The organism is Opitutia bacterium ISCC 52 (genome assembly GCA_014529675.2).
Lineage (GTDB): Bacteria > Verrucomicrobiota > Verrucomicrobiia > Opitutales > UBA2995 > UBA2995.
This window is the reverse complement of record CP076040.1, coordinates 1465783-1490640: the sequence shown is the minus strand read 5'-3', so window position 1 is coordinate 1490640 and position 24858 is coordinate 1465783. Positions and strand designations below refer to the sequence as shown.

The window sequence follows — 24858 nt, the reverse complement described above, 5'->3', positions numbered from 1 at the left end:
AGACCAGAAATGAATTTTGTTAAATCATCGTTCAGACTAATTCTACTCCAGTCCATTTTTTTACTCGGGATATGCGTAGAAGGGAATGTGGAAACACAGTTGTTCGATCCAGGTTTTCTGGAAGGCGATTGTAATTACCATAGCTTAACCGCGGCTTCAGACGGAAAGCTCTATTTTTCAGTCAGTACTCACCAAGAAGAATCTTCCGCTCGCATATTTCAATTTGATCCTGAGAGCGAAAAAACTAAACAGGTAGGTGATCTGGAAGACATCCTCGGAACGCAAATCGACCGCGAAACACCACATGGCAAAATCCATTCAGGTCTCATTGAGCATGAAGGCTATTTATATTTCGCCACTCATACCTCCTCCTATGACGGCAACTTGCCCAATTTGAATCCGAAAGGTCGCTCTCCCTATCCAGGAGGTCATTTTGTTCGCTACCATTTGAAAAGCGGAAAGTTCGAGGCAATAGCCAAACTGCAACTTCCCAATGAAGGTATCATAACCATGAAGTTGGATAAACAAACCGAAACCCTCTATGGACTTACCTGGCCGACCGGACTCCTGATCAGCTACAATCTCAAAGACAAACAATTACGCAATTGGGGAGCCACCCAGGAGCGAGGAGAATGGGGCCACCTGGGAAGTGAATGGAGTTTCATTTGCCGGAAGCTGGGGATTGATGGACAAGGGACGTTATACGGATCCACGGACAGAGGCCGTGTTTGGAATTTGAATACTAGTAAGCAGCGTCCGATTTACTACAGCACCGACCTTGATCTCAACTCAGTCGTTCCCGATCGGGATCCAGCCTTTAAAATCCTTCCAGAACCCCACTATTACTGGCAGGGCTGGAGAACCATTTTATGGAATGAAAAAACGAACAGCTTCTGGGGATTACACGGAGGCAGCACACAACTCTTCGAGTATTCACCCTCCAAGAACTCTTTATCGTCGATTCACTCCTTCAAAGCAGATGGGGTATCTCAAGATTCTCAAAGAAATCCTATGCGGACTCAACTTGGGTTCATGCTCGGACCGAACAACACCCTCTACTACCTGGGGCATGCTCCTGGCCAAAAGGTCCAAGGCAGAGTAGACTTAAAATCGTCCGTACATTTGCTCACCTACCAAATTGATTCAAAAAGCTTCATGGACCATGGTCCGCTTACTTTGGAAACCGGACGTCGCATTTTCTTTACCGAGAGCATTGCGATGGGCGCCGATGGCCACCTCTACACCGTGGCATGGGTCGAAACTATAGATCCGACTCAGGGAAAAAAGATTCGTGCTGCTCGGAGACAAGCAGGTCCAGCTGAGACCGATGAGATCGCTTACGAGATTCAGTTAGTTCAACTGGAAAAATTGAAACTGTAAGAGCGGGCTTAGCCCTCGATGGATTTTTTAACCAATAAGCATCAGGATAATCGCGGGATAAATCCGCTCCTACAGCTAAAACAAATCAAACCAACGCCGCTGAGTCCGGTTCTAAAAACATCCGAGCATTCGGATGCAAACGCATCAAGGTAGCAGGACAATCGGTTGAGATGGGACCGTTAATAGTGGCTGCTACCGCCTTTGCTTTGGTCGGTGACGGAACTACACAGCTCAGAACCTTAGCTTCCTTGAAGACTTTCAAGGTAAGCGTAATGGCATGGGTCGGCACTGAATCAAAATCAGGGAAACAACCATCATTCACCTGCTGCTGACGACAAATATCATCCAACGCCACCACCTTGGCTTCCACCGGGTCGTCAAAGTCAGCGACCGGAGGATCGTTAAAGGCCAAGTGCCCGTTTTCTCCTATTCCACAACAAGCCAAATCGATCGGCGCCTCTGAGAGTAGCCCACTCAATCGCTTGCATTCAGCTTCAGGGTCTTCCGATTCCCCTCTGATTTCATGAAATGCCTTGAGGGGAACTTTGCTCACAAAATGCGCGCGCTGGTAAGCTCGAAAACTGGCAGAATGATCAGCGCTAATCCCTACATACTCATCCATGTGGAAAACAGTGAACTTGGACCATTGAATCTCCTCGGATTCAGGCAACGAGGACAGATGATGATAAAATTCATCTTGCGAAGGAGCGCTACCCACAACGATGCGAATTTCATCTTTCGAGTCCTGAATCGATTTCAGGTAATCTATGGCATAAAGAGCCGCCGCTTTCCCCATGTCATCACGGTTAGGATAAACGGCCGAGTTAAGAGCATCGGATGAGAGCTCACGAATAGGTGAAGGATGATTCGAGTCTGACATAAAAGTTATAAGCTAATTCCAAAATGCTCAGCGGCATGTGTCGAACAAAGACGTATTGCTTCTTCCCGATCCAGGCCGAGCCAATCAATAATATTTTCAACTCCTTGATCGAGCGTTAGCGATGAACCAGCAAATCGAGTGTCTCCAGGTAAACGAACAATACCATCCTCCCCTACTTCCAGTTCATGCGGACCGATCGTATACCTTCCAGGAGGAGACCCAGCTGCAGCCATGCAGTCCGTAGTAAAGAATACCTTACCTTCAGGTTTCGCTCGAAAGAAGTTTTGTAAGACAAAGGGTGGCAGGTGAATGCCATCTGGAATCAAACAGCAGATGAGCTCATCCCTAGCCAATAACCGCTGAACTACATTATCGTGCCGGTGCATCTGAGCAGGAACGGCATTCCCTACATGGGTTGCCAGCGTTGCTCCTCCTTTGATGGCCCTATCAATATCGCTTTCAGAAGCATTGGTATGCCCTAGACTAATGCGAACGCCATCGGCACACGCCGCTTCAATGATCGGCTCACAACCATCGACTTCGGGGGCCAGGGTGATGAGTTTTAAATGGCCTCCGGCCGCATCACGCAGCGCGCGGTAATCCTGCAAAGTCGGCTTACAGGCCAGCTCCACTGGGTGCGCCCCATGATATCCAGCTTCTGTCGATATCCAAGGGCCCTCGACGTGATAGCCAGAAAGAGTGTCGGCGATTCGTCGATCATGACCGCGCATCCGCTCTATTTGCTCTAACTTCCGGCACATCGAATCAACTCGATCGGTTATCAAAGTCAGAAAGACAGAAGTCATCTTATACTCATGCAGCACATCCACCGCGTGTTGCATTTCTTCCAAGCTTAGCGAGTCCGATTGAAAATCGACCCCGCCGAATCCATTCACCTGAAAATCAAATAGCTTCATGGCTGTGCACTCATTCGTTCAAGTGACTTCATCATATACATCAAACAACGAGGTTGATGAAAATTCCCACGACGGACATTTGAAATACCCGCCCGTTGCTTATCCCTTCCCCGACGATCCACCGCCTGTCTCCACACTCCATGGTCAGTCAGCATGGTTCGCTGGAGATAGTTCCAGCTCCGATCAAACCATTCTCGAGCCCAGACTTCACCCGTTTGTTCATAAGCAAATAAGCAACCAAGTGCTACTTCGGATTGGGCCCACATCGTTTTAACATCCAGAACGGATCCAGCGGGTGTATCACCAACGGTGACCGCCTGATAAGCGGTATCACAAGTTCCGTCGTAAACATAATCCCAACTCATTTCGACCAGCCTTCGCATCCGATTCTTGAATACGTCGCGTCTCCCTTCCTCACCTTGTCGGAGCGCTTCATTCATACACATCCATTGGGTTTCGATACTGTGACCAGGAACCATAAATCCTTCCTGTGAAGGAATCCGTGAATAGTCATGATATAAATACTCATTTGATATTCCATAGTCCGGATGCCAAAATTTATTCTCAACGGCATCGAGGTGCTCTTCAACGAGAGCTTCCAACCACGGATCCGAAATCAATTCCAATAATTGCGGTACCACCCAAACCAGCATAAACGAATGCCCTTGTGCGCGCAGGCCACTGGCCTCGATTCCCTGAACGGGCACGCCCAGATAACCAGGATCTTCATACCGCTTCACTGATTTACGAATCGAGAGACGAGCCAGCTCGATGTCCTCCTCACTGCCAGTTGCTTTAGCATACTGAATCAAACCCACTGCTGCAAAAAGGGCACCGTAGATATTGTTCGTTCGATCAATCGCAATAGAGCTCACCGGCTTCCCAATCCTATCCACCGTGTCGAGCCAGGTTCCGTCTCCCCGATGCATGTGCTCCACCATGAAGTTTCGAGCCTTGCGAGCAATCCCGAGCCATTTGGGATTCTTCTCAATCTCATTGTAAAGGTAGGCGTACACCCAAATACCGCGCCCCTGGTACCAAATATCTTTTCGGTCATTCTCCACCGAACCATCTTCATAAAGGTAACACATGAATCCGCCATTTGCCTCATCAATTCCCCCTTTCTCCCAAAAAGGCAGATACTTATCAAACAACTGAGAGCGACAGTCTTCTAATAGCTGATCTAATGAACGGCTCCGCTTCGATTGCCCAAATAGCTGTGGCACACTGGCACCACTCAATCCCATAGCGATGGAAGTGCTTAAAAAATTTCTGCGGTTCATGATGATTAGCTGTCTCTTAGACCAAGTAATCTTGGCTCAAAAAGATTGTTTATTCTTTCACAATCTAGAGCCATTACTCAACGCGAAGTTCTTGGACGGTAAAATGACTGGATTAAAAAGCTATTTTTCACCCCCAGAGACTTCAAAATGCCCAAAGGCAGAAGGAATATGAAAGTCGGGCTCCTCAGATGCGGGCCTGATCCAACTGATCCAACGTTGTTCGATCGAATCACCGACACCATGACTAAACTCTCCGCGAAATAAACCTGTATGAATGCGATTATTCTCTCCCGGTGTTATCAGTCCCAATGACCTCAAGGTTTCCAAAGGGATGGCTCCTTCTACTACATAGCCATCGTCCAATACCTGAGCAGCGACCTCTAATCCTTCGCAAGTCCAAGAATGGTCAAACTGTCGATAATGGGATGCCCGATAATCCATCACTCGGCCCTTCGGGCTGATTTCAAGACAATAGTATTTTGCCAAGGATTCGTCTTTGGCAAAAAAGATCTCCACGCGATCCCCTTTCGCAACGCCTCTTTCGTCTTCGAATGGGCCAGAAGCAAACACGATATCGTCATCTTTTACCTTATAAGCGAAATACAAACGGTCATCACTCTTCAAACTACAGAATTCTGTCGTTGGTGTTTCCATCGCCAGCCAGGGAAATTCAAACCCTCTCTCCCAATAGGCGTCTTCCCAGATCTTCTCAGTCAATTGGCCATCCACAACCATGGTAACACCTAGGAGAGATATCGCTTTATAAACCGGGTCAGTCGAAGATTCCTGACAAGCGGTCAGCAAGCAAAACATCGGACAACACAGCCATAAGACAAAGCACCTTTTCATGAGCACACACTATGCATGCAAATCAACTTCCTGCGCCAGTTCAATTGAGTGATATAAATCGAGATCGACTTAAGCGGAAGCTAGAGTCAGAACAATAATATGGTATTGAAGAAATTTGCCTCCATTATCTGCCTGCTACTTCTTCCCTTGCTAGCGGCTGCTGAAAAACCTCATGTTGTTATCTTTCTGGCGGACGATCTCGGCTGGAAGGACGTTGGGTTTCACGACAGTGTGATCGAAACACCGAACCTGGATCGCTTAGCTAGCCAGGGATTGGAACTAGATCGCTTTTATGTGCAGCCCATCTGCTCACCCACACGGGGTGCACTCATGAGCGGAAAGTATCCTTTTACCCTCGGTCTACAAGTCGACGTGATTCGCCCTTGGGATGTCTATGGATTAAATCTGAATGAAAAGACGCTCCCCCAGTATTTCAAGGACGCGGGTTATGCTACGGCCATCGTAGGCAAGTGGCATCTGGGGTTGAGCCAACAGGCATTCCTGCCACAGAATCGCGGATTTGATCACCAGTATGGTCATTACCTCGGTATGATAGATTATTTCACTCACGATCGTTTGGGCGGCATTGACTGGCACCGCAACGGCGCGATGCTGAAGGAGGAAGGCTACACAACAGACCTGATGGGTGATGAAGCCGTCCGCGTCATCGAACAACACGATCCCGATCAACCACTTTTTCTCTACGTGCCCTTTAACGCACCCCACACTCCACTGCAGGCACCTGACAAATACGTGAAGAAATACGCGCACATCGAAGATGAAAGTCGAAGGATTTTTGCCGGTATGGTTGATGCCATGGATGTCGCAATCGGACGAGTCATCAAAGCATTGGAATCAAAAGAAATGCGACAAAACACCTTGGCGATGTTCACATCGGACAACGGAGGACGTATCCGATTCGGCGCGCGCAACGGCAAACTCCGGGGCGGCAAAAAGGAACTCTTTGAAGGCGGCATCCGTGTACCTACCGTGATCCATTGGCCCGACCATTTGGAGGGCGGAAAGAAAATCAATGAAGTCATTCATATGGTAGATATCCTACCTACACTTGCCGGAATCATAGATCAAGACGTTTCAGACATCGACGGCATGGATGTGCTCCCCATTCTAAAGGGAGCCAAACAATCGCGCAAGGAGGTCCCGCTCCACATTGCACCCACACGAGCTGCGTTACTCGACGGCAAGTGGAAGTTAGTCATAAGCGCAGAGGAACCCGTCAACGGCGTATCATCAATGTTGATACACCTGTTTGATATCGAAGCAGATCCCTACGAAAAAACGGATCTTAAAGACCGTCACCCAGAAGTGCTAAAGAAGATGGTGGCCAAAATCGAAGCCTACCGTGCGGCCTCCTACCCTCCTCACGGCTTTGCTGGTAATTCAGAAACATCCGTACCCGAGGAATTTACTATGCCCAAGATTTGGAGACCTTGGTTGGATTGACATGAGGGCTTTCCACAGCTTTTCAGGAATTTGTGCGGCCCTGGTTCTTGGGGTCAGCCTTCTCGCATATCAAAATGCAGAAGCAGAAGATCCACCGGAAAGACCCAATATCATTTTCTTTCTGGTGGATGATCTTGGATGGACCGACATCAATGGTTTTGAGGGACCCAATGGTGAAACCTACGAAAACGTAGGAGGTGAATTCGATAGTCGTTATTATTACACACCTAATATCGCAAAACTAGCGAACGAAGGTATTCGATTTACCAACGCCTACGCAGCCTGCCCTTTTTGCGGACCCTCACGAGCGAGCATTCTGACCGGAAAGTATCCCACAAGAATCGGATTCACCAACAACAATACTCATGACCAGAAACAAGGCATGGGACCGTTTAAGGTCGAGGAAATGAAATTCGCTGAACCCGTAGAACCGGACCTCATAAGAAATTTGGATCCACAAAAGGAAACCTCTATTGCACGAGCCCTGAAATCGAATTCGAGCAATGGCAAAGACTACCTTTCCTGTACCATAGGCAAATGGCATGTTTACAGCGAAGGAGCGACTGGCTTCGAACCTGAAGCTCACGGATTCGATTACAATATCGGCGGTAGCTTCCGAGGAGCACCGGCAGGAGGTGATAGACCTGGCTGGGACTTCTACCGAGGCTCTGACTGGAGCGACGTTTATTTTCCAAACCTGGAATCACCGGAAAAACGCTACCCGCAGAATTGGCCTCAAGGCTCAACCAAGGCCGACGACTTTAAGGAACTTACCTACCTATCAGATGCGCTTACCTACAGGGCCTTAGAGTTTATCGATTTGGCCAGTGACCAGTCTCGCCCCTTCTTCCTCTATATGTCACATTATGGCGTGCATAGTCCCATGAAGGCCAAACGATGGGATTCCGACGGTGATAGACGGATAACAAGCAAGGACAAGGAAGTTCACGCGGATCTCTTCAAAGCTCGTTGGGGAAGCGATGAGCGACATGAGATTGAGCCTCCTTCCGGTAGCAGCAGTTTCCATACATCGTTTACCTATGCATCTATGGTAAAGAGTATCGACGAAAGCCTTGGGCAAATCATGAGCCATCTTGAAAGCAAAAGTTTGGCAGAAAACACCATCATTTTCTTTTACTCAGACAATGGTGGCGTAGAACGAAATGGTTACACCTGCAATAATCCATTGCGTAGCGAAAAGACTCACGCCTACGAAGGTGGAACGCGGGTTCCTTTAATTGCCCGTGGGCCAGGCGTACACGCGAATAGAACAAGTAAGCTTGCTGTCACCGGCCCTGACTTCTTTCCAACCATCCTGGAATTGGCGCATATTGAAATGGCTGTCGTTGAGGAAGCTTCTACCGTTGGGTTTTCGAGCGAAGAAATCGATGGTGTGAGCTTGGTGCCACTACTCCAAGCTGCAGAATCAGATGTCCATCGTGAAAACGATCCCATTACAGCTAACGACGACGGGGCCATTTTCTGGCATGTCCCCCATTACAAACATTCAGCTCCCTACAGCGCCGTCATCAAAGATAACTACAAATACATCCGGTATTGGGAAGACCATGACAGTTTACAATCCCGACGAGAAAAAGAAGATGGCTACTTCATGTCGGAAAAGGAACTATACAACCTCCAAGACAATTTAGGCGAAACTGGAGAGAAGGATCTAACAGGAGCGCATTCATCTGTGGAGGCCGAACTCGAATCGATTTTATTGAATTGGTTAAAACGGGTGGACGCTAAAATGCCTACCGCTGTCAGAAGAGAGAATAAACAAGGCATCACACAAGCCTGGTATAGTTCGTGGATTTCAAAACAAGCCACTTCAAACGGCTATGAAGACCCAGTCGAAGAAGCTATTTACAAATCCTCTCCGGGGGACAAGATTACGATCTATACAGGAAACTTGACTGATTCGATAGCTTTACCCAATCCGCCTGATGGAATCACTATTCAGTCCATACATCCCTAATACCCAAAAATGAAACGAAGAGATTTCTTTAAAACGGCCGCAGCTGGCATCGCAGCAACAGCAACCACTCCTGCCCTATTGCGTGCCGATCATCACTCGCGCCCTAACGTCATCTTTCTCTTTTCCGACCAAATGAGAGCTCACGATATGGGCTGCATGGGCAATTCACAGGTCATCACACCCAACTTGGATAAACTCGCGGACGACGGGTTACTGGTAACCAATATGATTGCCGCTTCGCCCGTCTGCACCCCTTACCGTGGGCAATTGATGACAGGTCGATACGGTCATGCCACGGGCGTCGTTCATAACGACATAAAGCTACCCAATTCCGAAACCACCATTGCCGATCAAATGGTGGAAGCTGGTTTCCACACGGGCTACATCGGCAAATGGCACCTGGCAGGACACCGTAACAACCCGGTCGCCAAGGAAGATCGCCGCAATTGGAATTTCTGGGCCGTACGGAATTGCTCTCACAAACATTTCGATACGGAGTATTGGATCAATGACGACACTGAACCCGTCGTTGTCGACGACTGGGAACCCGATGTGCAAACCGATGTAGCGATTGAGTATATTAGAAAGCATCGCGAAGATCCGTTTTTTTTAGCGGTCTCTTACGGTCCACCTCACAATCCATACAAAGCACCCGATCGTTTTGTTAAACAGTATGAAGGGCGAGCCCTAGAAGATCGACCCAACGTGCCCCCTCGCGCCAAAAAAGATGAAGACCAGCTGCTCCATTACGACGCGATGGTCACAAGCCTTGATGAATGCGTTGGCCGTATTTCAGCCGAACTGGAAGAGCATGGGCTGACTGACAATACCATCCTCGTCTTCACCTCCGACCACGGGGATATGCTGGGTTCGCAGGGCCACCGCCTGAAACAGCGCCCCTGGGAGGAATCGATCAACGTTCCCTTTATCATACGTTATCCAGAAAAAATCAAAGCCGGTCAAAAGCGCGACTGGATCGTGTCATCCGTCGACTTGATGCCGACCCTACTCGGCCTTTCCGGAGCCAATATTCCTAAACAGGTCCAAGGCATTGATCAATCACAGGTCTTCTATGGTAAAAGCAAAGAGACACGTGATTCGGCTTTCCTCTTCAACACCCACAACGGAGGTGGCCCCGGCTGTGATTGGCGTGGCATCCGCACCAAGGATTGGGTTTACGCCTATCACATGGAGGGTGACTGGATTCTATACGACTTAAAGAAGGATCCGTATCAGCTAAACAATCTGGTGGGCCAATCCAACTACAAGGCCAAGCGCAATGAACTAAGAAAAGAGCTCGAGGCCCTACGCTCCAAATTGGGTGAAGACCTACCTCTTAATGGTATACTTCCGGATCCGATCCGCTTGCCGTCACCGGTATAGATGACCTATCAACGCTTGCTGCTTCTCGCAACCCTCTGCGCAGCGGGAGCCTTCCTCATCATGGTGTTGCGGATTGCTCATCCACATCATCGCAAGTTTGCGATCGCCTTTCGAGCTGCTTTGACATCCTTGGTCGCCATAAAACGCTGGATGGAGACCTGATCTCCGCCTGAAGTACAGCAGTACCAAATAAATACTGACAAAATGGTACCAAACACGGTGATACGCGTGGAAGGATCGAGACTAAACAAGGGTTGAGAGTCCCAGATGTCTGTTTGCCATTTCATGGGAAACCAACCAAAGCCGCCCATCTTCACGGTAATCGTTCCTATAACCAATAGCGCCCCTCCATAGAGTAGGAGCGTCTGCATAAGATCGGTGATGACAACAGCGCGCAATCCGCCTAAGGAGGTGTAGGTAATCGCAAAGGCCCCAGTCACCACAACAATCCAGGGAATGTAGCTCTCATCTACCCCGATCATAATGGTGATGGCCTTGGCGGTCAGGAAAATCAGTAACGACATCCAGAATAAGCGAAGCGCCAGAAACAAGAAGGCACCCAACAAACGAATACTGATCCCGAGTTTGTTTTCAAGCAGCTCGTAGGCACTGGTTACCTTTTGCCGCATATAAATCGGCAAGAGGATAAAACCTACCACCAGGAAAATAAACGGGTAAGCAAGTAGATTGGTCATATAAACCGGCCCCTTACCCAACGACTCTCCAGGCGCAGCCAGGTAAGTGATCGTGCTAAGCAGAGTGGCGAACAGCGAAACGCCAATCAGCAACGGATTCATATTTCCCGAGCCTACAAAATATTCCTTGGTGTTTTTCTGCTTCCGCGCGAACCACCAGCCCAGAAAAAGTGTCGAGCAGGCATAACCAACAATAATCACCCAATCGATAACGGCCAGTCCGCTTGAACTTGGATTGCTCACAGCTGGCCCACTTTCAGCCGCCTGAGCGAGCAGTGGAAAGAATAGAAATACAACGAAAGACCAAAATGGCCTACTCAGGAAAAGACGTGTAGAAACAATCAATAGTATGGGGCTTGGAAGAATCTGGAGAAAAAAGGCAAGACACATAACGGTATCACCGTTATTTAACTTACAGAACAATAAGTTTTGCTGACAACCCTCATTCGTTTTATGGTATCACCTATTCATGATACCCTGGAAATCGGTTTTACCCACTCTCTTCTTAATCCCTCTTTGCTCCCATGCGACCAAGCCGAAGCCACCTATGCCCTCCAGTCCTTTGTTTATCAAAGAAGAGGCACTGGTAAGCTACCGAGGAGAGGAAACCAACCACTACGTCGCCTTCCCCGCCATTGTTCCAGTTAACGAAGACGAGATTCTCATCTCTTACAAACGAGGCAATGCTCATGCTCGAGACATAGGGGCTGTCCTTGAAGTCATTCACTTTAATCTGGAAAGCGGAAAGAGGACTCGGGAACCCATCCAACTGGGCATTCCCAACACTATCATGCAAATGGGTGAATGGATCCGGTTTCCGGACGGATCGCTTCGCACGTACATAGACGCTCAGATTGTAGAAGACGGAAAACATACGCGCATCGGTTTACAGCAAGCGATTACCAAGGATAACGGGAAGACCTTTGATGCTCTCAAACCAGTCGGTACTATCGAAGACGTGGAGTACGGTTACCTCTTTGACTCCGTGACTTTGGGGCAACGTGTCTATGCCCTCATCATGACTTTTGAATACTTGGAGGGCGGTCGACGAACGGTCGATGCACTATACACCGATGACAATGGAGGCACCTGGCATTTCATTAAAAACCTGAGCGAAGAATTTGGAGACATTCGAATCAACGAAAGCAGCCTGATTGCCTATGATGATGGGTTCCTGGTAGCGACGCGTGGTTACGATAACCAGCAGCGATTGCATCGAGTGGACCGTGAGTTCAATCTTATCAAGGAACGTAACCTAACAACCGATACGCCTACCATGGACTCTTACGTTGGCAGGCCACGACTATTCAGTTATGGTAGTGAGTATTTCCTGATTGGCCGCAACTGGAGAACGATAACCCGCGAGATCCCCATGGAGTTGGGACTCTTCCGAATCGATCCCGAAGACCTTAAAGTCGAAAAACACTTTGTCTTGGATAACATTGAACGCGCTAAGGTGACCGACGGATATTATCCCTGCCCTATTATATTTGAAGGGCCTGACCGCACCCTCCTGAACGTTTTTGACTACCGGGCTATCTTCGGTGGTTCTCCGGATCTGATTCGATTGCAATTCGACAGCGCTGACTTTCTGAAGTGAGATGACATTTCGAAACAAATCCTCCAACATAGTCATTTTCCTATTGGCCTCAAAATGGCTGACTGCTGCAGAACCAAGGGCGCCGGTTCCGCTCACGCCAAACTATAAGATCGAAGAAACCATCGCCTCCTACCGTGGAACGGGAACGATGGACTACCTGGCGTTCCCTTAAATCGTTTCCTCCGGCGAAGATGAGATCATGCTGGCCTATAAGCGAGGGACCGATCATGGCTGGGATCCAGGTTCCCAAATTGAGATCGTACGTTTCGACCTCATAAGCGGTAAAGCCATTCAAGCCCCCATTCACCTAGGCGTCCCCGAAGGTATCATGGAAATGGGACAATGGGTACGTTTTCCTGATGGATCACTGGGGAACTACATCGACGCACAGCATCTGGATAAAGAGGGGAAGCATTTCCGCATGGGCTTACTCGGTGCTATCAGTCGAGATAATGGCGAGAGCTTTGGCCCACTCGAACGCGTCGGTATCATTGACGGCGTGGAATACGGATACTTGTTCGATTCAGTGATCATAGGGAAAAGCCTGTATGCTTTGATAATGACTTTCGAGTATCTGGCAGGAGGCAGACGCACGGTGGATGCCCTTTATACGGACGACAATGGAAAGACTTGGAACTTCATTAACAACCTGAGCAAAGAGTTTGGAGATATCCGTATTAACGAAAGCAGTCTGCTTCCTTACGAGGGCGGTTTTCTAGTGGCGACAAGAGGTTACGACTTGATGGTGCCCCTCCACCAGGTTGATGAGCATTTCAAACTGATTAAGGAGTCCAACCTAACCGAGAACAACGAGTCCATCGGTGCCTACATCGGACGTCCACGACTCATGACCTACGACGGAGCCTATTTTCTGATGGGGCGGAATTTTCCACCTCCTTACCGTGAGATCCCGATGGAAATGGCACTGCTTCGTTTTGACCCTGAAACCTTCAAGGTCGAAAAACACTTTGTATTAGATAATGAGGAACGAGGCGAAGTGACCGACGGGTATTATACAGCTCCTGTTCTTGTGGAAAAAGATGACAGAAAACTCTTAAACATTTTCACCTATTGAGCACTCTTTGGAAATTCACCGGATATCGTTCGCCTACAGTTCGACAGCGAGGAATTTTTGGAGTAGTGGTATATGAACAGAATAGATGAAACGATTCAGTCAATCGGTCATCGGTTGTCAGGCCTTCTCCCTCCGGTCGTGAACACGAACCGATGCTACAAAGTAGCCATGCTCGTGAGAGCATGGAAGGTGTCATTTCGAGCTCAGATTATTAATCAGCTATGAATCCACTCACCCCGCAAACTCTCAAAGGCACCTGGGCTACCATTCTTCTCCCGCTCGATGAGCGAAACGAGATCATTTGGAAGCACGTGGATGAACAGTTGGACATATTTGCGGAAGCCGGAGTTGACGGCATCTATTTCAATGGAACAGCTGGAGAATTCTTTAGCCAAAGTGAGGAGGAGTTCCTGAAACTGGCAAGAACGATTGCCAACTTCTGTGAAGCGCGAAGTATCCCTTTTCAAATCGGTGCTTCCCATGCCCATGCAAGTGGATCGTTGCAAAGAATCCGACAGACTCGCGACCTGCTACCAGGCGCGTTCCAAGTCATCCTGCCTGAGCGGATTCCCCACACACAAGAGGAGATCGCAGCTTTTCTAATTCGAATGGTGGCTGAGGCCGCACCCATCCCAATTGTCGTCTACAATCCACCTAACGCCCGCAAAGTATTGAACCACAAAGAGTGGTTTGAATTGGTTTCGACCATTGATGGCATCATCGGCATCAAGGTGGCAGGGGGCGACGATGCCTGGCACAAGGAGATGCAAAAGGTAGCAGACCAGGTAAGTGTATTTGTTGCTGGGGTACGACTTCCCACAGGAATCATCCATGGATGTGCCAGTGGCAGCTATTCCAACCTGGCCTGCCTCTCTCCAAAGGGCGCTGTTCGCCTTGGACATCTCATTCAATCCAATCCTGAAAAAGCCCTTCAAGAGCAAGCCCACATTTTCGATGTATTCGATAAAGCCATAGCCCACATCCGCGGCAGGTATGCCGATTGCGCGTTGGACAAAACGTTGGCAACTGCAGGTGGTTGGGGACCCATGACGCCCGATGTTCGTTGGCCGCTGTCGCGAGTTCCCGGGGAAGAAGTGGAACGCATAACAGACATTTTCCAGAAAGAGCTGGCTTTCCTTTTTACGAACAAATGAAACCCGTAGATATTAAATTCGGCCGCAAGCTACCTCCTACAATTGAGTTTCGAACTTCGTGTGTAGGAGGTAGCTTGCTGTCGATTTGTATCGTTGGCTAAACCAACAAACTCATCTCAAGAACTGACACAAAAATAACCATGCCTTTAGCCATAATCACAGGCGGTGCCACTGGTATTGGAGCTGCCGCAGTAAGAAAGTATGCCTCAGAGGGCTTTGATGTGGCACTACTCGATATTGAAAAAGAAGCCAGTCTGAAACTGTGCCAGGAAGATCATCACGGAACTGTCACCTTTTTTGAAACCGATGTTCGAAACCGAAAAGCGGTGGAAGCTTCCGTAACAAGCGCAGTTGAATCATTCGGCCCACCCTCGGTGTTGTTTTCAAATGCCGGCATCCAACGCCTATCGAGTCTCTTTGATCTTAAAGATGAAGATATCGACGCAATCATCGATATTAACCTGAAAGGAACACTCTACGTGGTGGCAGCAGTGGCTCCTTACATGCGCGACGCTGGAGAAGGTAGCATGGTCTTGATGGCTTCAGACCAAGTGTTCGCAGGCAAACCAGGTTCGATTGCCTATGGAGCATCGAAGGGAGGAGTCGCACAACTGGCAAAGTCTCTCTCAGTGGAGTTGAGTCCACTTGGTATTCGTGTAAATGCCATCTGCCCGGCTACTGTTAAGACACCTCTGAAAGAAAAGATTTTCACGGACCTCGGTAATAAACACTACGATGGCGATAAGGAAACGGCCTGGAAAGCCGAGACGGATACGATCCCTCTCGGACGAATTGCATCTCCTGAAGAGATTGCTAATGTCGTCTACTTTCTCAATTCAACTGAAGCTTCTTTTATGACTGGCGCCCTCGTGCCAGTAGACGGAGGATTTACTGCCCAATGATCTCAATCTTTGTTACGAATTTGGAATACTGATTAAACCATACATAAATACGCTGAAAAAGGTAGGGCTCAATCGCCGTTTCGAGGAACGGAGTGAGACACCAACACGGGCCGTAACGAGAACAGCGCTTTCGGCGAAATCGCCCTACCCATCAAGCATGGCGAAAAATAAATTCAATTTAGAGAACTAATACTCCAATGAAAATTATCGACACACATCATCACTTCTGGAACGTAACCAACGACAAATACACCTGGCTCGCAGACGAGAGTCTGGAATTACTGTGGGGAAAACCATCCCAACTTCCACGCGATTACTTTCCACCGGATATTGTCTCAGAGGCCGGACCCTGGGAACTCGCGAAGTCCGTACATCTTCAGTGCTTTCGAGATCCATCCGATCCTGTTGAAGAGTCACGGTGGTTGCAGAGCCTGGCTGATGATCCCGAATCGCCAGGATATCCCCATGCGATTGTAGCCTTCGCGGACCTGGCGGATCCTAATGTAGGAGAAACCCTGTCACAACATTGCCAATACAAAAACGTTCGCGGTATTCGACAGATCCTCAATCGACATCCCAATGAAGCGTGGCACATGTCCGAACGAGATTTCATGAAGGACGAAAGTTGGTGCTCTAATTATGGCCTTCTGGAAGCCCACAACCTCAGCTTTGATCTACAAATCTTCTATCATCAAGTCCCGGTCGCGATCCGACTCGCCCAACGCTACCCAAACATTCCGATCATTCTGAATCATGCAGGGATGCCAGCCGATCGGGATCCTGAGAACATCGACGCCTGGCGATCAGCCATGAAGCAGCTTGCCTCCTGTAACAATGTCGCTGCCAAGATATCCGGTCTTGGTATGTGCGACCATCAATGGACTACGGAGAGCATTCAACCATTCGTGATCGATCTCATAGAATCCTTCGGAGCTGACCGCTGTATGTTCGCCAGTAACTTTCCAGTAGATTGCCTCTTCAGCGACTACCAAACGGTATGGAATGCTTACGATGCGATCACAGCTGATTTCTCAGATGCAGAGCGGGCGATGCTCTTTCACGATAACGCGGAGAAGTTTTATAGGATTTAATTGTAGGAGGGGGTTGTTATTCCGCGCTCCACTTGTTGAGGTGTCGTCGTAATCCTCCTCGGTAATCCCCCGATTGAATAAAGGCTATTGAATGATCGCGGGGTAAACCCGCTCCTACAGTTCCCAAATACCAAACGATTTACTTCACATCCAACTCCGGTATCGCGTCTCCGGATACCAGGTAGCGAGCTTCCTCAGAGTTATAAAGCCAGGCGGGGCCCAAGGGAAGAGTCACTTTGCCATTCTTCAATACGGCAATCGAACGATCTCCTAAGGCCAAAACAATTTCGTTTGGATGCCAACGTCGGTAGTTGTGAATCTTCCACTCACGGCTGGCAAATCTCTGTTCGTCTTCTGACTGAGGATGGTGGGGATTGATCAAAGCCGGAAATAAAGACAAGGCATCACGTGTAGCAATATCATTAACCGGAAAGTCATTTGTGGTACCAATAACGGGTCCTTGCACATTGGCTCCTGCACTCGTTCCTCCTGTCGGTATTCCTTTTAAAGCCTGCTGCTGAATGACTTCCAGCTGACCTGTCGTTCTCATATCCCGAAGTAATGCAAAGGTATCCCCTCCTCCAATGAAGATCGCATCCACTTCTCGGAGAAAATCCAGGGTCCTCGACACTTCCATCTGATGGAGTGAGGTCGCTTGTGGAACTCCTATGTGAGCAAATGCCTCTTTCAAGCGCCGTTCCATCTTATCTCGATCGCCCGGATGATTTGCGTGCAAAACCAGAGCTACATGCTGGGATTCACCGTAGTGCTCCGTCATTGCCGGGATCACCGAATCAGCAAAGTGATTTCCATTCATCATGGCTCCGCCACAAACGAGGATCTTAGCTTGTGGGGAGGTTAATAGCTCAGGAGTCGCGTATGCAGCAATCATAGGAATAAAAATAAGAATGAAAGAAATGGAAAGTCGGCGAAATATCATATTACAAAGTTATACTGTGTGTTGCTGCCATGTTAGGTTCCAAGCCGAAAGACGTTTTCTGTAAAATAAAATGTAGGAAGGGAGCTTGCTCCCGATTAGAAAAGTCTTTGAGCAGTCGATTCGGGAGCAAGCTCCTCTCCTACACAACCCATCCATTTCAAGATTCTGTTATGGCAATCTGAAATAATAAGATCCAAGATGCTCCCAGATAATCCTTCATGAACAAACGTAAGTTTATCAAAAGCCTGACACTGCTCGGTCTTTCCGCCCCGGTATGGGGTCGTCTGGGTTCCATTCTGGCAGCGGCTGAAAGCAGCAACGCTCAATCCCTTGCCAAAGACGAAGACTTCTGGAGTGAGATACGAGCATCCTACAGACTGAAGCCCGATTATATCAATTTAGAGAGCGGGTTCTACTGCATACAACCGGAGGAGACACTGGAGCATTTCATCAAGCATGTTCGCGAAGTAAATTACCACGGCTCCTACTACATGCGAAATTATCGTTTGGAGAATAAAGCCCGGGTAACTGCCAAGCTGGCCGAGATGGCTGATTGCACTCCGGACGAACTTATCATCACTCGAAACACGACCGAATCCCTCGATACCGTGACCGGAGGCATTGATTGGTCATTCGGAGATGAGGCGATCTACGCGGGCCAGGATTACATGGCCATGCAGTATATGTTTGAGTTGGTAGAGAAGCGATACGGGGTCGTTCGTAAAGTCATCGATATTCCCATGCACCCATCGTCCGACCAGGATATCGTGGATGCTTATGCGAAGGCCATCACACCCAGAACTCGCTTACTGATGGTCCCCCACATCATCAATTTTACAGGTCACATTTTACCGATCAAGAAAGTATGCGATATGGCTCATGCACGAGGCGTGGATGTGCTAGTTGATGGAGCGCATGCATTCGGACATTTTCAGTTCTCCATCAAGGATCTGGATTGCGATTACTATGGCACCAGTCTGCACAAGTGGTTGAGCGCACCTCTCGGAGCTGGTTTCCTTTTCGCAAGGAAAGGGAAGGCTTTAAACGTCTGGCCGGCCTTTGCAGAAAAACCAACAGGCGAAGATGACATCCTGAAACTGAACCACACCGGTACCCACCCAGCCCATACAGATGTGGCCATAGGCAATGCAATCGAATTTCAGAACAAGATAGGAATCGAACGAAAAGAAGCGCGTCTTCGCTTCATTCAAAATTACTGGACCGATCAGGCACGGGAAATGGATCACGTGGAAGTATACACGCCGATTGAAAGACATAGATCCTGCGGAATCGCCACAGCCGGTATTAAAGGCATGGAACCACAGGAGATGGCCGAAATTCTCATTGAGAAACATAAGATCTTTACCGTCGCCATCAACCGCAACGATGTTCACGGCTGCCGCATATCCCCGAACCTGTTCACTTCGACTCAGGACATGGATGTTTTGGTGAATGCTCTCAAGAGCATGGCCTAGGTATTTGGCCCTGATTCCGGTTTGACCCCCCATAGGCGCCCGTCCACTCTTCAGCACAGATGAAAGAGATCACACTCCGCGCCATAGTAATAAGTATCTTTATCACCGCAGCGCTCGCCAGTGCCAATGCCTACCTCGGCCTTAAGGTCGGAATGACAGTGAGCGCCAGTATTCCCGCTGCCGTTATTTCGATGGGCATCCTTACCTTGCTGCGAGGTCGTAACAAAGGAACCAATATACACGAGAACAACATGGCTCAAACCGCGGCGAGTGCAGGAGAGTCATTGGCCGCGGGTGTCATCTTTACGATTCCCGCACTTATCCTGCTAGGTCGTTGGGATACCTTTAATTATTGGCAGGTTGCACTCATCGCTTGTCTTGGTGGTTTCCTCGGAGTGCTTTTCTGTATCCCACTAAGGCGTGCCTTTATCGTTGAAAGCACGGATCTCAAATTCCCCGAGGGTCTTGCTACTGCTGAAGTTCTCAAGGAAGGAGAAAGAGGAGGCGATGGAGCCAAGATCATTGCCATCGGAGCCGCCATCGGAGCGCTCTTTAAATTCCTACAATCTGGTCTACACATCTGGGGCGAAGCGTTGGAAGGCGCGAAACTTCTGGCTGGCAAGTGGATCGGTTATGCAGGAACCAATCTGTCTCCTGCCCTGATCGGAGTTGGTTATATAGTGGGGTTGAATATCGGAAGCCTGGTTCTTATCGGCGGAATGATCTCCTGGACAATCGGCATCCCCCTTTATGCGATATTAAACCCGGACACCATGATCGGCGATCAAACCGTAAGCTCGATGATGACGACCGATCCGGCCGGTGCAGCCTGGACACTTTGGAGTACCAAGATCCGCTACTTGGGAGTCGGCGCTATGGCAACCGGTGGCGTCTATGCCTTGTTAAGTCTTTGGAAACCGGTCCTCAATGGCATTAAATCGGGAATTGAAGTTTATAAGAAAATGGGTGCCAGTGAAGCCGGCATCGATCGGGAGCAACGCGATATCCCCATGCCTTGGGTGCTCGCGGGAGTCGGTGTGCTTACCGTACCTCTTTTTGGGTACTATTGGGGAGTGATCGACCAACCGATTATCGCTTTGGTCATGACCGCCATCATGCTGGTTGCAGGATTTGTCTTTGCCTCTGTTGCTGCTTACATGGCCGGCCTGGTTGGTTCGACAAACAACCCAATCAGTGGAGTTACCATCGCCACGCTTCTGTTTACCTCCTTTGTCCTGCTTTTCCTGATGGGCAAAAGCGAAATGGCTCCTGCCGCTGCCATTTTTGTAGGTGCTGTCGTTTGTTGCGCCGCGGCAATTGCTGGCGATACCTTGCAGGACCTCAAGTGCGGGCACTTGGTCAAAGCGACTCCCTGGAAGCAACAGGTTATGGAATTCATCGGGGTCATTATCGGTGCCGCCTCTATTCCCATTGTCCTAACTTTGCTTCACCAGGCTTACACCATTGGATCTCCTGAACTTAGTGCACCTCAGGCCAGCCTGATGGCTTCGGTGACTAAAGGCATACTCGACACGAACTCGGCTGGACTACCCTGGGGACTCGTGGGCCTGGGAGCCGCCATTGCGGTGGTCATCATCATCATCGATAAAATTCTCGAAGCCAAAAAAGCGAATATCAGAGCACCGGTCCTGGCAGTTGCTGTCGGTATCTACTTACCCATCGAACTCGCCGTCCCTATCTTTGCCGGCGGTCTCCTTAGTTACTTTGTAAAACGTAAAAGGCCTGCCTCGAATGAAGAGTCAGACAAAGGTATAATGGTCGCCAGTGGACTAATAACCGGTGAGGCTCTCATGGGCATTATGGTAGCGGGCCTTATCGTGGCCGCTCAGCAATGGGTGTCACTGGGTGATACTTACAACGGCCTAACCTCTTGGTGTGCCGAGACACTGTGTACGATGGGGCCATGGATAGGCTTTTCCTTACTCATTGCCGTAGCGCTTTACTTATATAAACAGGCCCTTAAGTAAGCTATCGGAGGATTTTGTTGCCTCATAAGTATGTATGGATAAACACTAGTTTATGGCACGTCTCCATGCCCCACACAAATTTTAGATCTTTTCTATTCTCCTAGGGCTTCTGCTACTTAGCCAGGCCCAAGCTCAAAGTCCGCCCAGCCCTCTCAACGAGATGGAGCATGGCCCCTTTGTCTCTTCGACTATTTCGACTGATCCTATGTCCATTCGGAGTATTTTCGTCTACAAAGGTATCGCAGTTAGAGTGGGCAAAGATGAGGGGGCAGTGATGGTTTTCGATACGGATCTATTGAGAGTTGCTTCAGCTTGGACGGGAGGCTTTCTCAAATGGTATCCGGCCAGAGATGGCTATGAGAAATGGCCAAGCCCGGATGGTTATATGCATTTCATGACCGCACAACGTCCAGGTTGGTCCAAGGATGGCAATTTTTCCGATCCTCGTCCCTGGAAATATGGCCCCATTCCGAAAAGCCAAGGAGCATACAAAGGTATGTATCTGCAAAATGACCAGGTGGTCTTTGCCTACACGATTGGTGAAACAGAAGTCCTGGAATCTCCGGGATATAAACGTTTTGAGGATCGTGCGATTTTCACACGAACCTTGAATCTGAGGCCACTCAAAGAACGGCAATCGCTCCAGATAATTCAAGTGCCGGATGGTTCAAACACGACACTCGCCAGACATAAACTATCCGAGCACCATGGAATCATCGACATTCGTACCGGTAAACAAACCCGTCTGATTGGATATCGTGGTCCTCTGAAAAACGCCCGATGGAGAATAGACAATCGCCACCTCATTCTCGACCTACCTACCTCAGACAAGCCATCCCGTATAGAACTCGCCATGGGTCCCGTTCAATTTGGAAATAAAGTTGGCTACATGGGAACTTTTATCTCCCGCAACAAAGCGGTCCCTACCTTAAGCGAACTCAAGAAGCCAGGAAATGCACAATGGGAAATCCTCGAAACCAAAATCAAACCAGGGACTGACGAAGGGCCCTTCGTTTCTGATGAACTCACCTTACCCATTGACAATCCCTGGAATTCATTCCTTCGCTTTTCGGGTGTCGATTTTCTTTCAGATGGTCGTGCCGTCCTGAGTTGCTTCAGTGGTGAGGTGTGGATTGTCGATGGTTTGCAAGGTGATACCGATACACTTAAGTGGAAGCGCTATGCGACCGGTCTTAACCAACCGCACGGGGTGAAGGTGGTCGATGATAGAATCTATGTTACTGGCCGAGATCAAATCACCATCCTAAATGATAGTAATGGAGATGGCGAAGCTGACTTCTACGAAAACTTCAACAACCAGGTGATGGCTGCGACCAACTTCCACACCTTCACCATGAATCTGGACACTGATTCGAAAGGGAACTTTTACTTCGCCAAAGCCACTCCCTGGCCACCCTTCCGGAACGGAGTGAATGCAGAGGTCACCCCGCACCATGGCGTTTTATTTCGCCTGCCTCCGGATGGTAGTCGCCTGGATATCATCGCTAGCGGCTTGCGCAACCCCAACGGCCTTTCCATTGGCCCGGATGATGAAATCGTTTATAGTGACAACGAAGGAAACTGGGTACACACCAGCAAAGTACACCGGATTCGCGAAGGTGGCTTCCACGGTTTCATTCCATCTGCCCACCAAACACCCACACCCACCAATTTTGAAAAACCCATAGCCTGGGTGCCGCACTTTAAGGACAACTCAACGTCAGCGCCGATTTTCATAACTAGCTCCTCCTGGCCTGAAGAACTGCATGGTAACCTGCTAGTAACTTCCTATGGACGGGGCACTCTGTCCATGGTCCTGAATGAAGAGGTCGAAGATCAGTGGCAAGGATCCCATTTTACCCTCCCGCTAAAATTCCAGTCTGGCACCATTCATGGTCGCTTTCACACTGACGGGCATCTTTATGTAGCAGGGTTAACCAGCTGGCAATCAGTCAGTCATGGTGGCGGTTGGGGCACCTTCAATCGTATTCGTTATAAGGGGAAGCCGCTGCACATGCCGGTCGCCATCGACACTCAGAAAGGTGGGTTAAAACTTCAGTTCGCCGAACCATTCGATGAGGCGTCTGCCACGGATACCAGCAATTATTCGCTCAATCAGTGGACCTACCCCTGGTCGAGTCAGTACGGGACGCGCGGTAAAGTATTCTCAGCTGACCAAGTAGGAAAACCATCGCATGACCCTGTCACCATTGAATCCATACAGCTTTCCAAGGATCTAAAGACCGTAACATTCCATATCCCAAGCCTTCGTCAGGACCTGGTCCAAACGAGCCTGGGATTGTTGCCTGGTCTACCAGACATAATCAACACGCCGATGGGGCTTGTTATGGCGATCGATTACACGCTCAAAGCAGCAGACGGCTCAGAAGTGAAACAATTCATCCATAAGACCATCCACCGAGTGGCAGGCGATCAAGCGACCCAACCGGCAAGCTCTCACAGCGCTCATCTTTCTTCCGTAGTCGCAAGCGCAACTGCTGAATCTGCGGCAACGACACCCAAAGTCGAAACAACAGACCTTACGGGAGCTAAAGTCGCGAGCATGAGTTCGAGCGGCATCAACTTAAGCTACGATGTGACTGAGATTCGGATGAAAGCAGGTGAACGCTTAGTTATACGCTACAAGAATGCCAGTGAGATGTCTCACAATATGGTGATCGTGAAAAACGAAGCCGACATCCAACCCGTTGGCATTGCCGCCCTTTCCGCCATGGCGGATGACTTCATTCCCCAGAACTTAAATCCCAAAGCCTATTCCAGCCAAGAGCAGGACCGCATCCTTGCAGCCTCTAATTTGGCCTATCCTGGAGATACGGTCGTCATAGAATTTACTCCGGACCAAGCTGGAGTTTATCCCTACATCTGTACCTATTCAGGCCACTTTACCATGATGCAGGGGCGGATTTATGTGGAACCTTAAAGGATTAGAAATCGGCAGCAAGCCACCTCTTACATTTGAGCTTTCGACACGCCTTTCATAGGAAGTGGCTTGCTGCCGAAAAAAATCTCTGAAGGTTTAACCGAAGATATTATAACTCAGCTATCTGCTGTTGCTTTTACGCCAAGCTTGATGACGACTTCGTCGCGGATCAGGTTATCTGCCTTACCTTTGTAAACGATACCCCAGTCGAAGCGCATGATGTCAAACTCGGCCTTTAAAGTTACTTCTGAATCCGAGATGATTACTTCAGGCGTAAAGGATATGCTTTTGGTAACCCCGTGTAATGTAAGGTTACCTGTCATTTCAGATCCATTCATAGAGGTGATAGCAAACATCGCGGTTGGGAAAGTCTCTACTTCAAAGAAGTCTTCGTTCTTCAGATGGCCTGTTAGGCGATCACTGTCAGACCACAGCGAATCCATCTGAATAGTCACTGCACTCGGCGCGACAATCTTGCCGTCTGCTACAGCAAGGGTGCCATCAAAGCTTTTGAAACCGCCGTCATGACTGCCAGATACTTTTGATCCAACAAAACCAATCGTAGAATCAGCACTGATGGAGTAGGTTTTGGCCTCTGCAACGGCCTTAACAGCTTCAACCGCTTCAGAGACGGTGGCCGACTCCGTTTTGTCAGCAGGGTTAGAACATCCGGTAACAACGAGAGAGCAAGCGGTTAAAGAAAGTAAGAGTAGATTACGGGAAGATGATTTCATAAGATGTGATTGATAGTTACTATCAGATGATCAAGATCCATCATGAACGAGAATATTCGATCAATTGCATCAGTCTTAAATGATTCATATATTCGTCATCACCTAAGCAGGTTGTCTAACAAACGATAA

General features: G+C 48.9%; 20 protein-coding genes. 13 read left to right on the top strand and 7 right to left on the bottom strand.

The annotated features are described in order from the left end of the window. Positions 1-87: 87 nt before the first annotated feature. Positions 88-1380, top strand: a complete 1293-nt coding sequence (locus tag GA003_06505; GenBank protein QXD29618.1) for a hypothetical protein — start codon at positions 88-90, stop codon at positions 1378-1380. Between the two features lie 85 nt (positions 1381-1465). Here GA003_06505 and GA003_06500 read toward each other — a convergent pair whose 3' ends face one another. From GA003_06500 to GA003_06485, 4 genes are all read right to left on the bottom strand, one after another. Next, positions 1466-2260 carry a glucosamine-6-phosphate deaminase gene (locus tag GA003_06500; protein ID QXD29617.1) on the bottom strand — a complete coding sequence of 265 codons (795 nt, stop codon included), beginning with the start codon at positions 2258-2260 and terminating at the stop codon, positions 1466-1468. A gap of 5 nt (positions 2261-2265) precedes the next feature. Next, positions 2266-3177, bottom strand: a complete 912-nt coding sequence (locus GA003_06495) for an N-acetylglucosamine-6-phosphate deacetylase (GenBank protein ID QXD29616.1) — start codon at positions 3175-3177, stop codon at positions 2266-2268. Next, the gene (locus GA003_06490) at positions 3174-4460 is read right to left on the bottom strand and encodes an AGE family epimerase/isomerase (GenBank protein ID QXD29615.1); all 1287 of its coding nucleotides are present in this window, start codon (positions 4458-4460) and stop codon (positions 3174-3176) included. The genes GA003_06495 and GA003_06490 overlap by 4 nt, the downstream gene beginning before the upstream one ends. Positions 4461-4580: 120 nt before the next feature. Then, entirely contained in the window at positions 4581-5309 is a 729-nt protein-coding gene (locus GA003_06485) for a carbohydrate-binding family 9-like protein (GenBank protein ID QXD29614.1), read from the bottom strand. A 99-nt stretch (positions 5310-5408) separates the two neighbouring features. Between GA003_06485 and GA003_06480 the strand changes: the two genes are divergently transcribed. Genes GA003_06480 through GA003_06470 form a run of 3 tightly spaced genes read left to right on the top strand, consistent with a single transcriptional unit; the run spans position 5409 to position 10134 of the window. Further along, complete coding sequence (locus GA003_06480; GenBank protein ID QXD29613.1) at positions 5409-6773, top strand: sulfatase-like hydrolase/transferase; 1365 nt, start codon at positions 5409-5411, stop codon at positions 6771-6773. Position 6774: 1 nt separating this feature from the next. Continuing rightward, the gene (locus GA003_06475; protein QXD29612.1) at positions 6775-8751 is read left to right on the top strand and encodes a sulfatase; all 1977 of its coding nucleotides are present in this window, start codon (positions 6775-6777) and stop codon (positions 8749-8751) included. Positions 8752-8760: 9 nt separating this feature from the next. After that, positions 8761-10134, top strand: coding sequence for a sulfatase (locus GA003_06470; protein QXD29611.1), 1374 nt, complete (start codon positions 8761-8763; stop codon positions 10132-10134). 86 nt (positions 10135-10220) lie between these two features. Here GA003_06470 and GA003_06465 read toward each other — a convergent pair whose 3' ends face one another. After that, positions 10221-11219 carry a hypothetical protein gene (locus GA003_06465; protein ID QXD29610.1) on the bottom strand — a complete coding sequence of 333 codons (999 nt, stop codon included), beginning with the start codon at positions 11217-11219 and terminating at the stop codon, positions 10221-10223. A gap of 157 nt (positions 11220-11376) precedes the next feature. Here GA003_06465 and GA003_06460 point away from each other — a divergent pair, with 157 nt between their 5' ends. The 6 genes from GA003_06460 (at position 11377) to GA003_06435 (ending at position 16651) form a co-directional block, all read left to right on the top strand. Next, complete coding sequence (locus tag GA003_06460) at positions 11377-12429, top strand: exo-alpha-sialidase (protein QXD29609.1); 1053 nt, start codon at positions 11377-11379, stop codon at positions 12427-12429. 1 nt (position 12430) lies between these two features. After that, a complete protein-coding gene (locus tag GA003_06455) occupies positions 12431-12601 on the top strand; it encodes a hypothetical protein (protein QXD29608.1) in 171 nt (56 codons plus the stop codon). 27 nt (positions 12602-12628) lie between these two features. Next, the gene (locus GA003_06450; protein QXD29607.1) at positions 12629-13504 is read left to right on the top strand and encodes an exo-alpha-sialidase; all 876 of its coding nucleotides are present in this window, start codon (positions 12629-12631) and stop codon (positions 13502-13504) included. A 221-nt stretch (positions 13505-13725) separates the two neighbouring features. Continuing rightward, positions 13726-14658 carry a dihydrodipicolinate synthase family protein gene (locus GA003_06445; GenBank protein ID QXD29606.1) on the top strand — a complete coding sequence of 311 codons (933 nt, stop codon included), beginning with the start codon at positions 13726-13728 and terminating at the stop codon, positions 14656-14658. Between the two features lie 140 nt (positions 14659-14798). Continuing rightward, complete coding sequence (locus tag GA003_06440; GenBank protein ID QXD29605.1) at positions 14799-15560, top strand: SDR family oxidoreductase; 762 nt, start codon at positions 14799-14801, stop codon at positions 15558-15560. Between the two features lie 197 nt (positions 15561-15757). Continuing rightward, on the top strand, positions 15758-16651 hold the full coding sequence (locus tag GA003_06435) for an amidohydrolase family protein (GenBank protein QXD29604.1): 894 nt from the start codon (positions 15758-15760) through the stop codon (positions 16649-16651). Positions 16652-16790: 139 nt separating this feature from the next. Here the strand turns inward: GA003_06435 and GA003_06430 are convergent, their stop codons facing one another. Beyond that, on the bottom strand, positions 16791-17591 hold the full coding sequence (locus GA003_06430; protein ID QXD29603.1) for a Type 1 glutamine amidotransferase-like domain-containing protein: 801 nt from the start codon (positions 17589-17591) through the stop codon (positions 16791-16793). A 218-nt stretch (positions 17592-17809) separates the two neighbouring features. On the opposite strand from GA003_06430, the gene GA003_06425 reads away from it, so the two are divergent. The 3 genes from GA003_06425 (at position 17810) to GA003_06415 (ending at position 23995) form a co-directional block, all read left to right on the top strand. Then, entirely contained in the window at positions 17810-19066 is a 1257-nt protein-coding gene (locus GA003_06425; GenBank protein QXD29602.1) for an aminotransferase class V-fold PLP-dependent enzyme, read from the top strand. 59 nt (positions 19067-19125) lie between these two features. After that, positions 19126-21054 (top strand): oligopeptide transporter, OPT family, encoded by a 1929-nt coding sequence (locus GA003_06420; protein QXD29601.1) that lies wholly within the window; start codon positions 19126-19128, stop codon positions 21052-21054. Between the two features lie 205 nt (positions 21055-21259). After that, positions 21260-23995 carry a hypothetical protein gene (locus GA003_06415; GenBank protein QXD29600.1) on the top strand — a complete coding sequence of 912 codons (2736 nt, stop codon included), beginning with the start codon at positions 21260-21262 and terminating at the stop codon, positions 23993-23995. A gap of 116 nt (positions 23996-24111) precedes the next feature. Here the strand turns inward: GA003_06415 and GA003_06410 are convergent, their stop codons facing one another. Next, positions 24112-24729 (bottom strand): YceI family protein, encoded by a 618-nt coding sequence (locus GA003_06410; GenBank protein ID QXD29599.1) that lies wholly within the window; start codon positions 24727-24729, stop codon positions 24112-24114. Between the last annotated feature and the right edge of the window lie 129 nt (positions 24730-24858).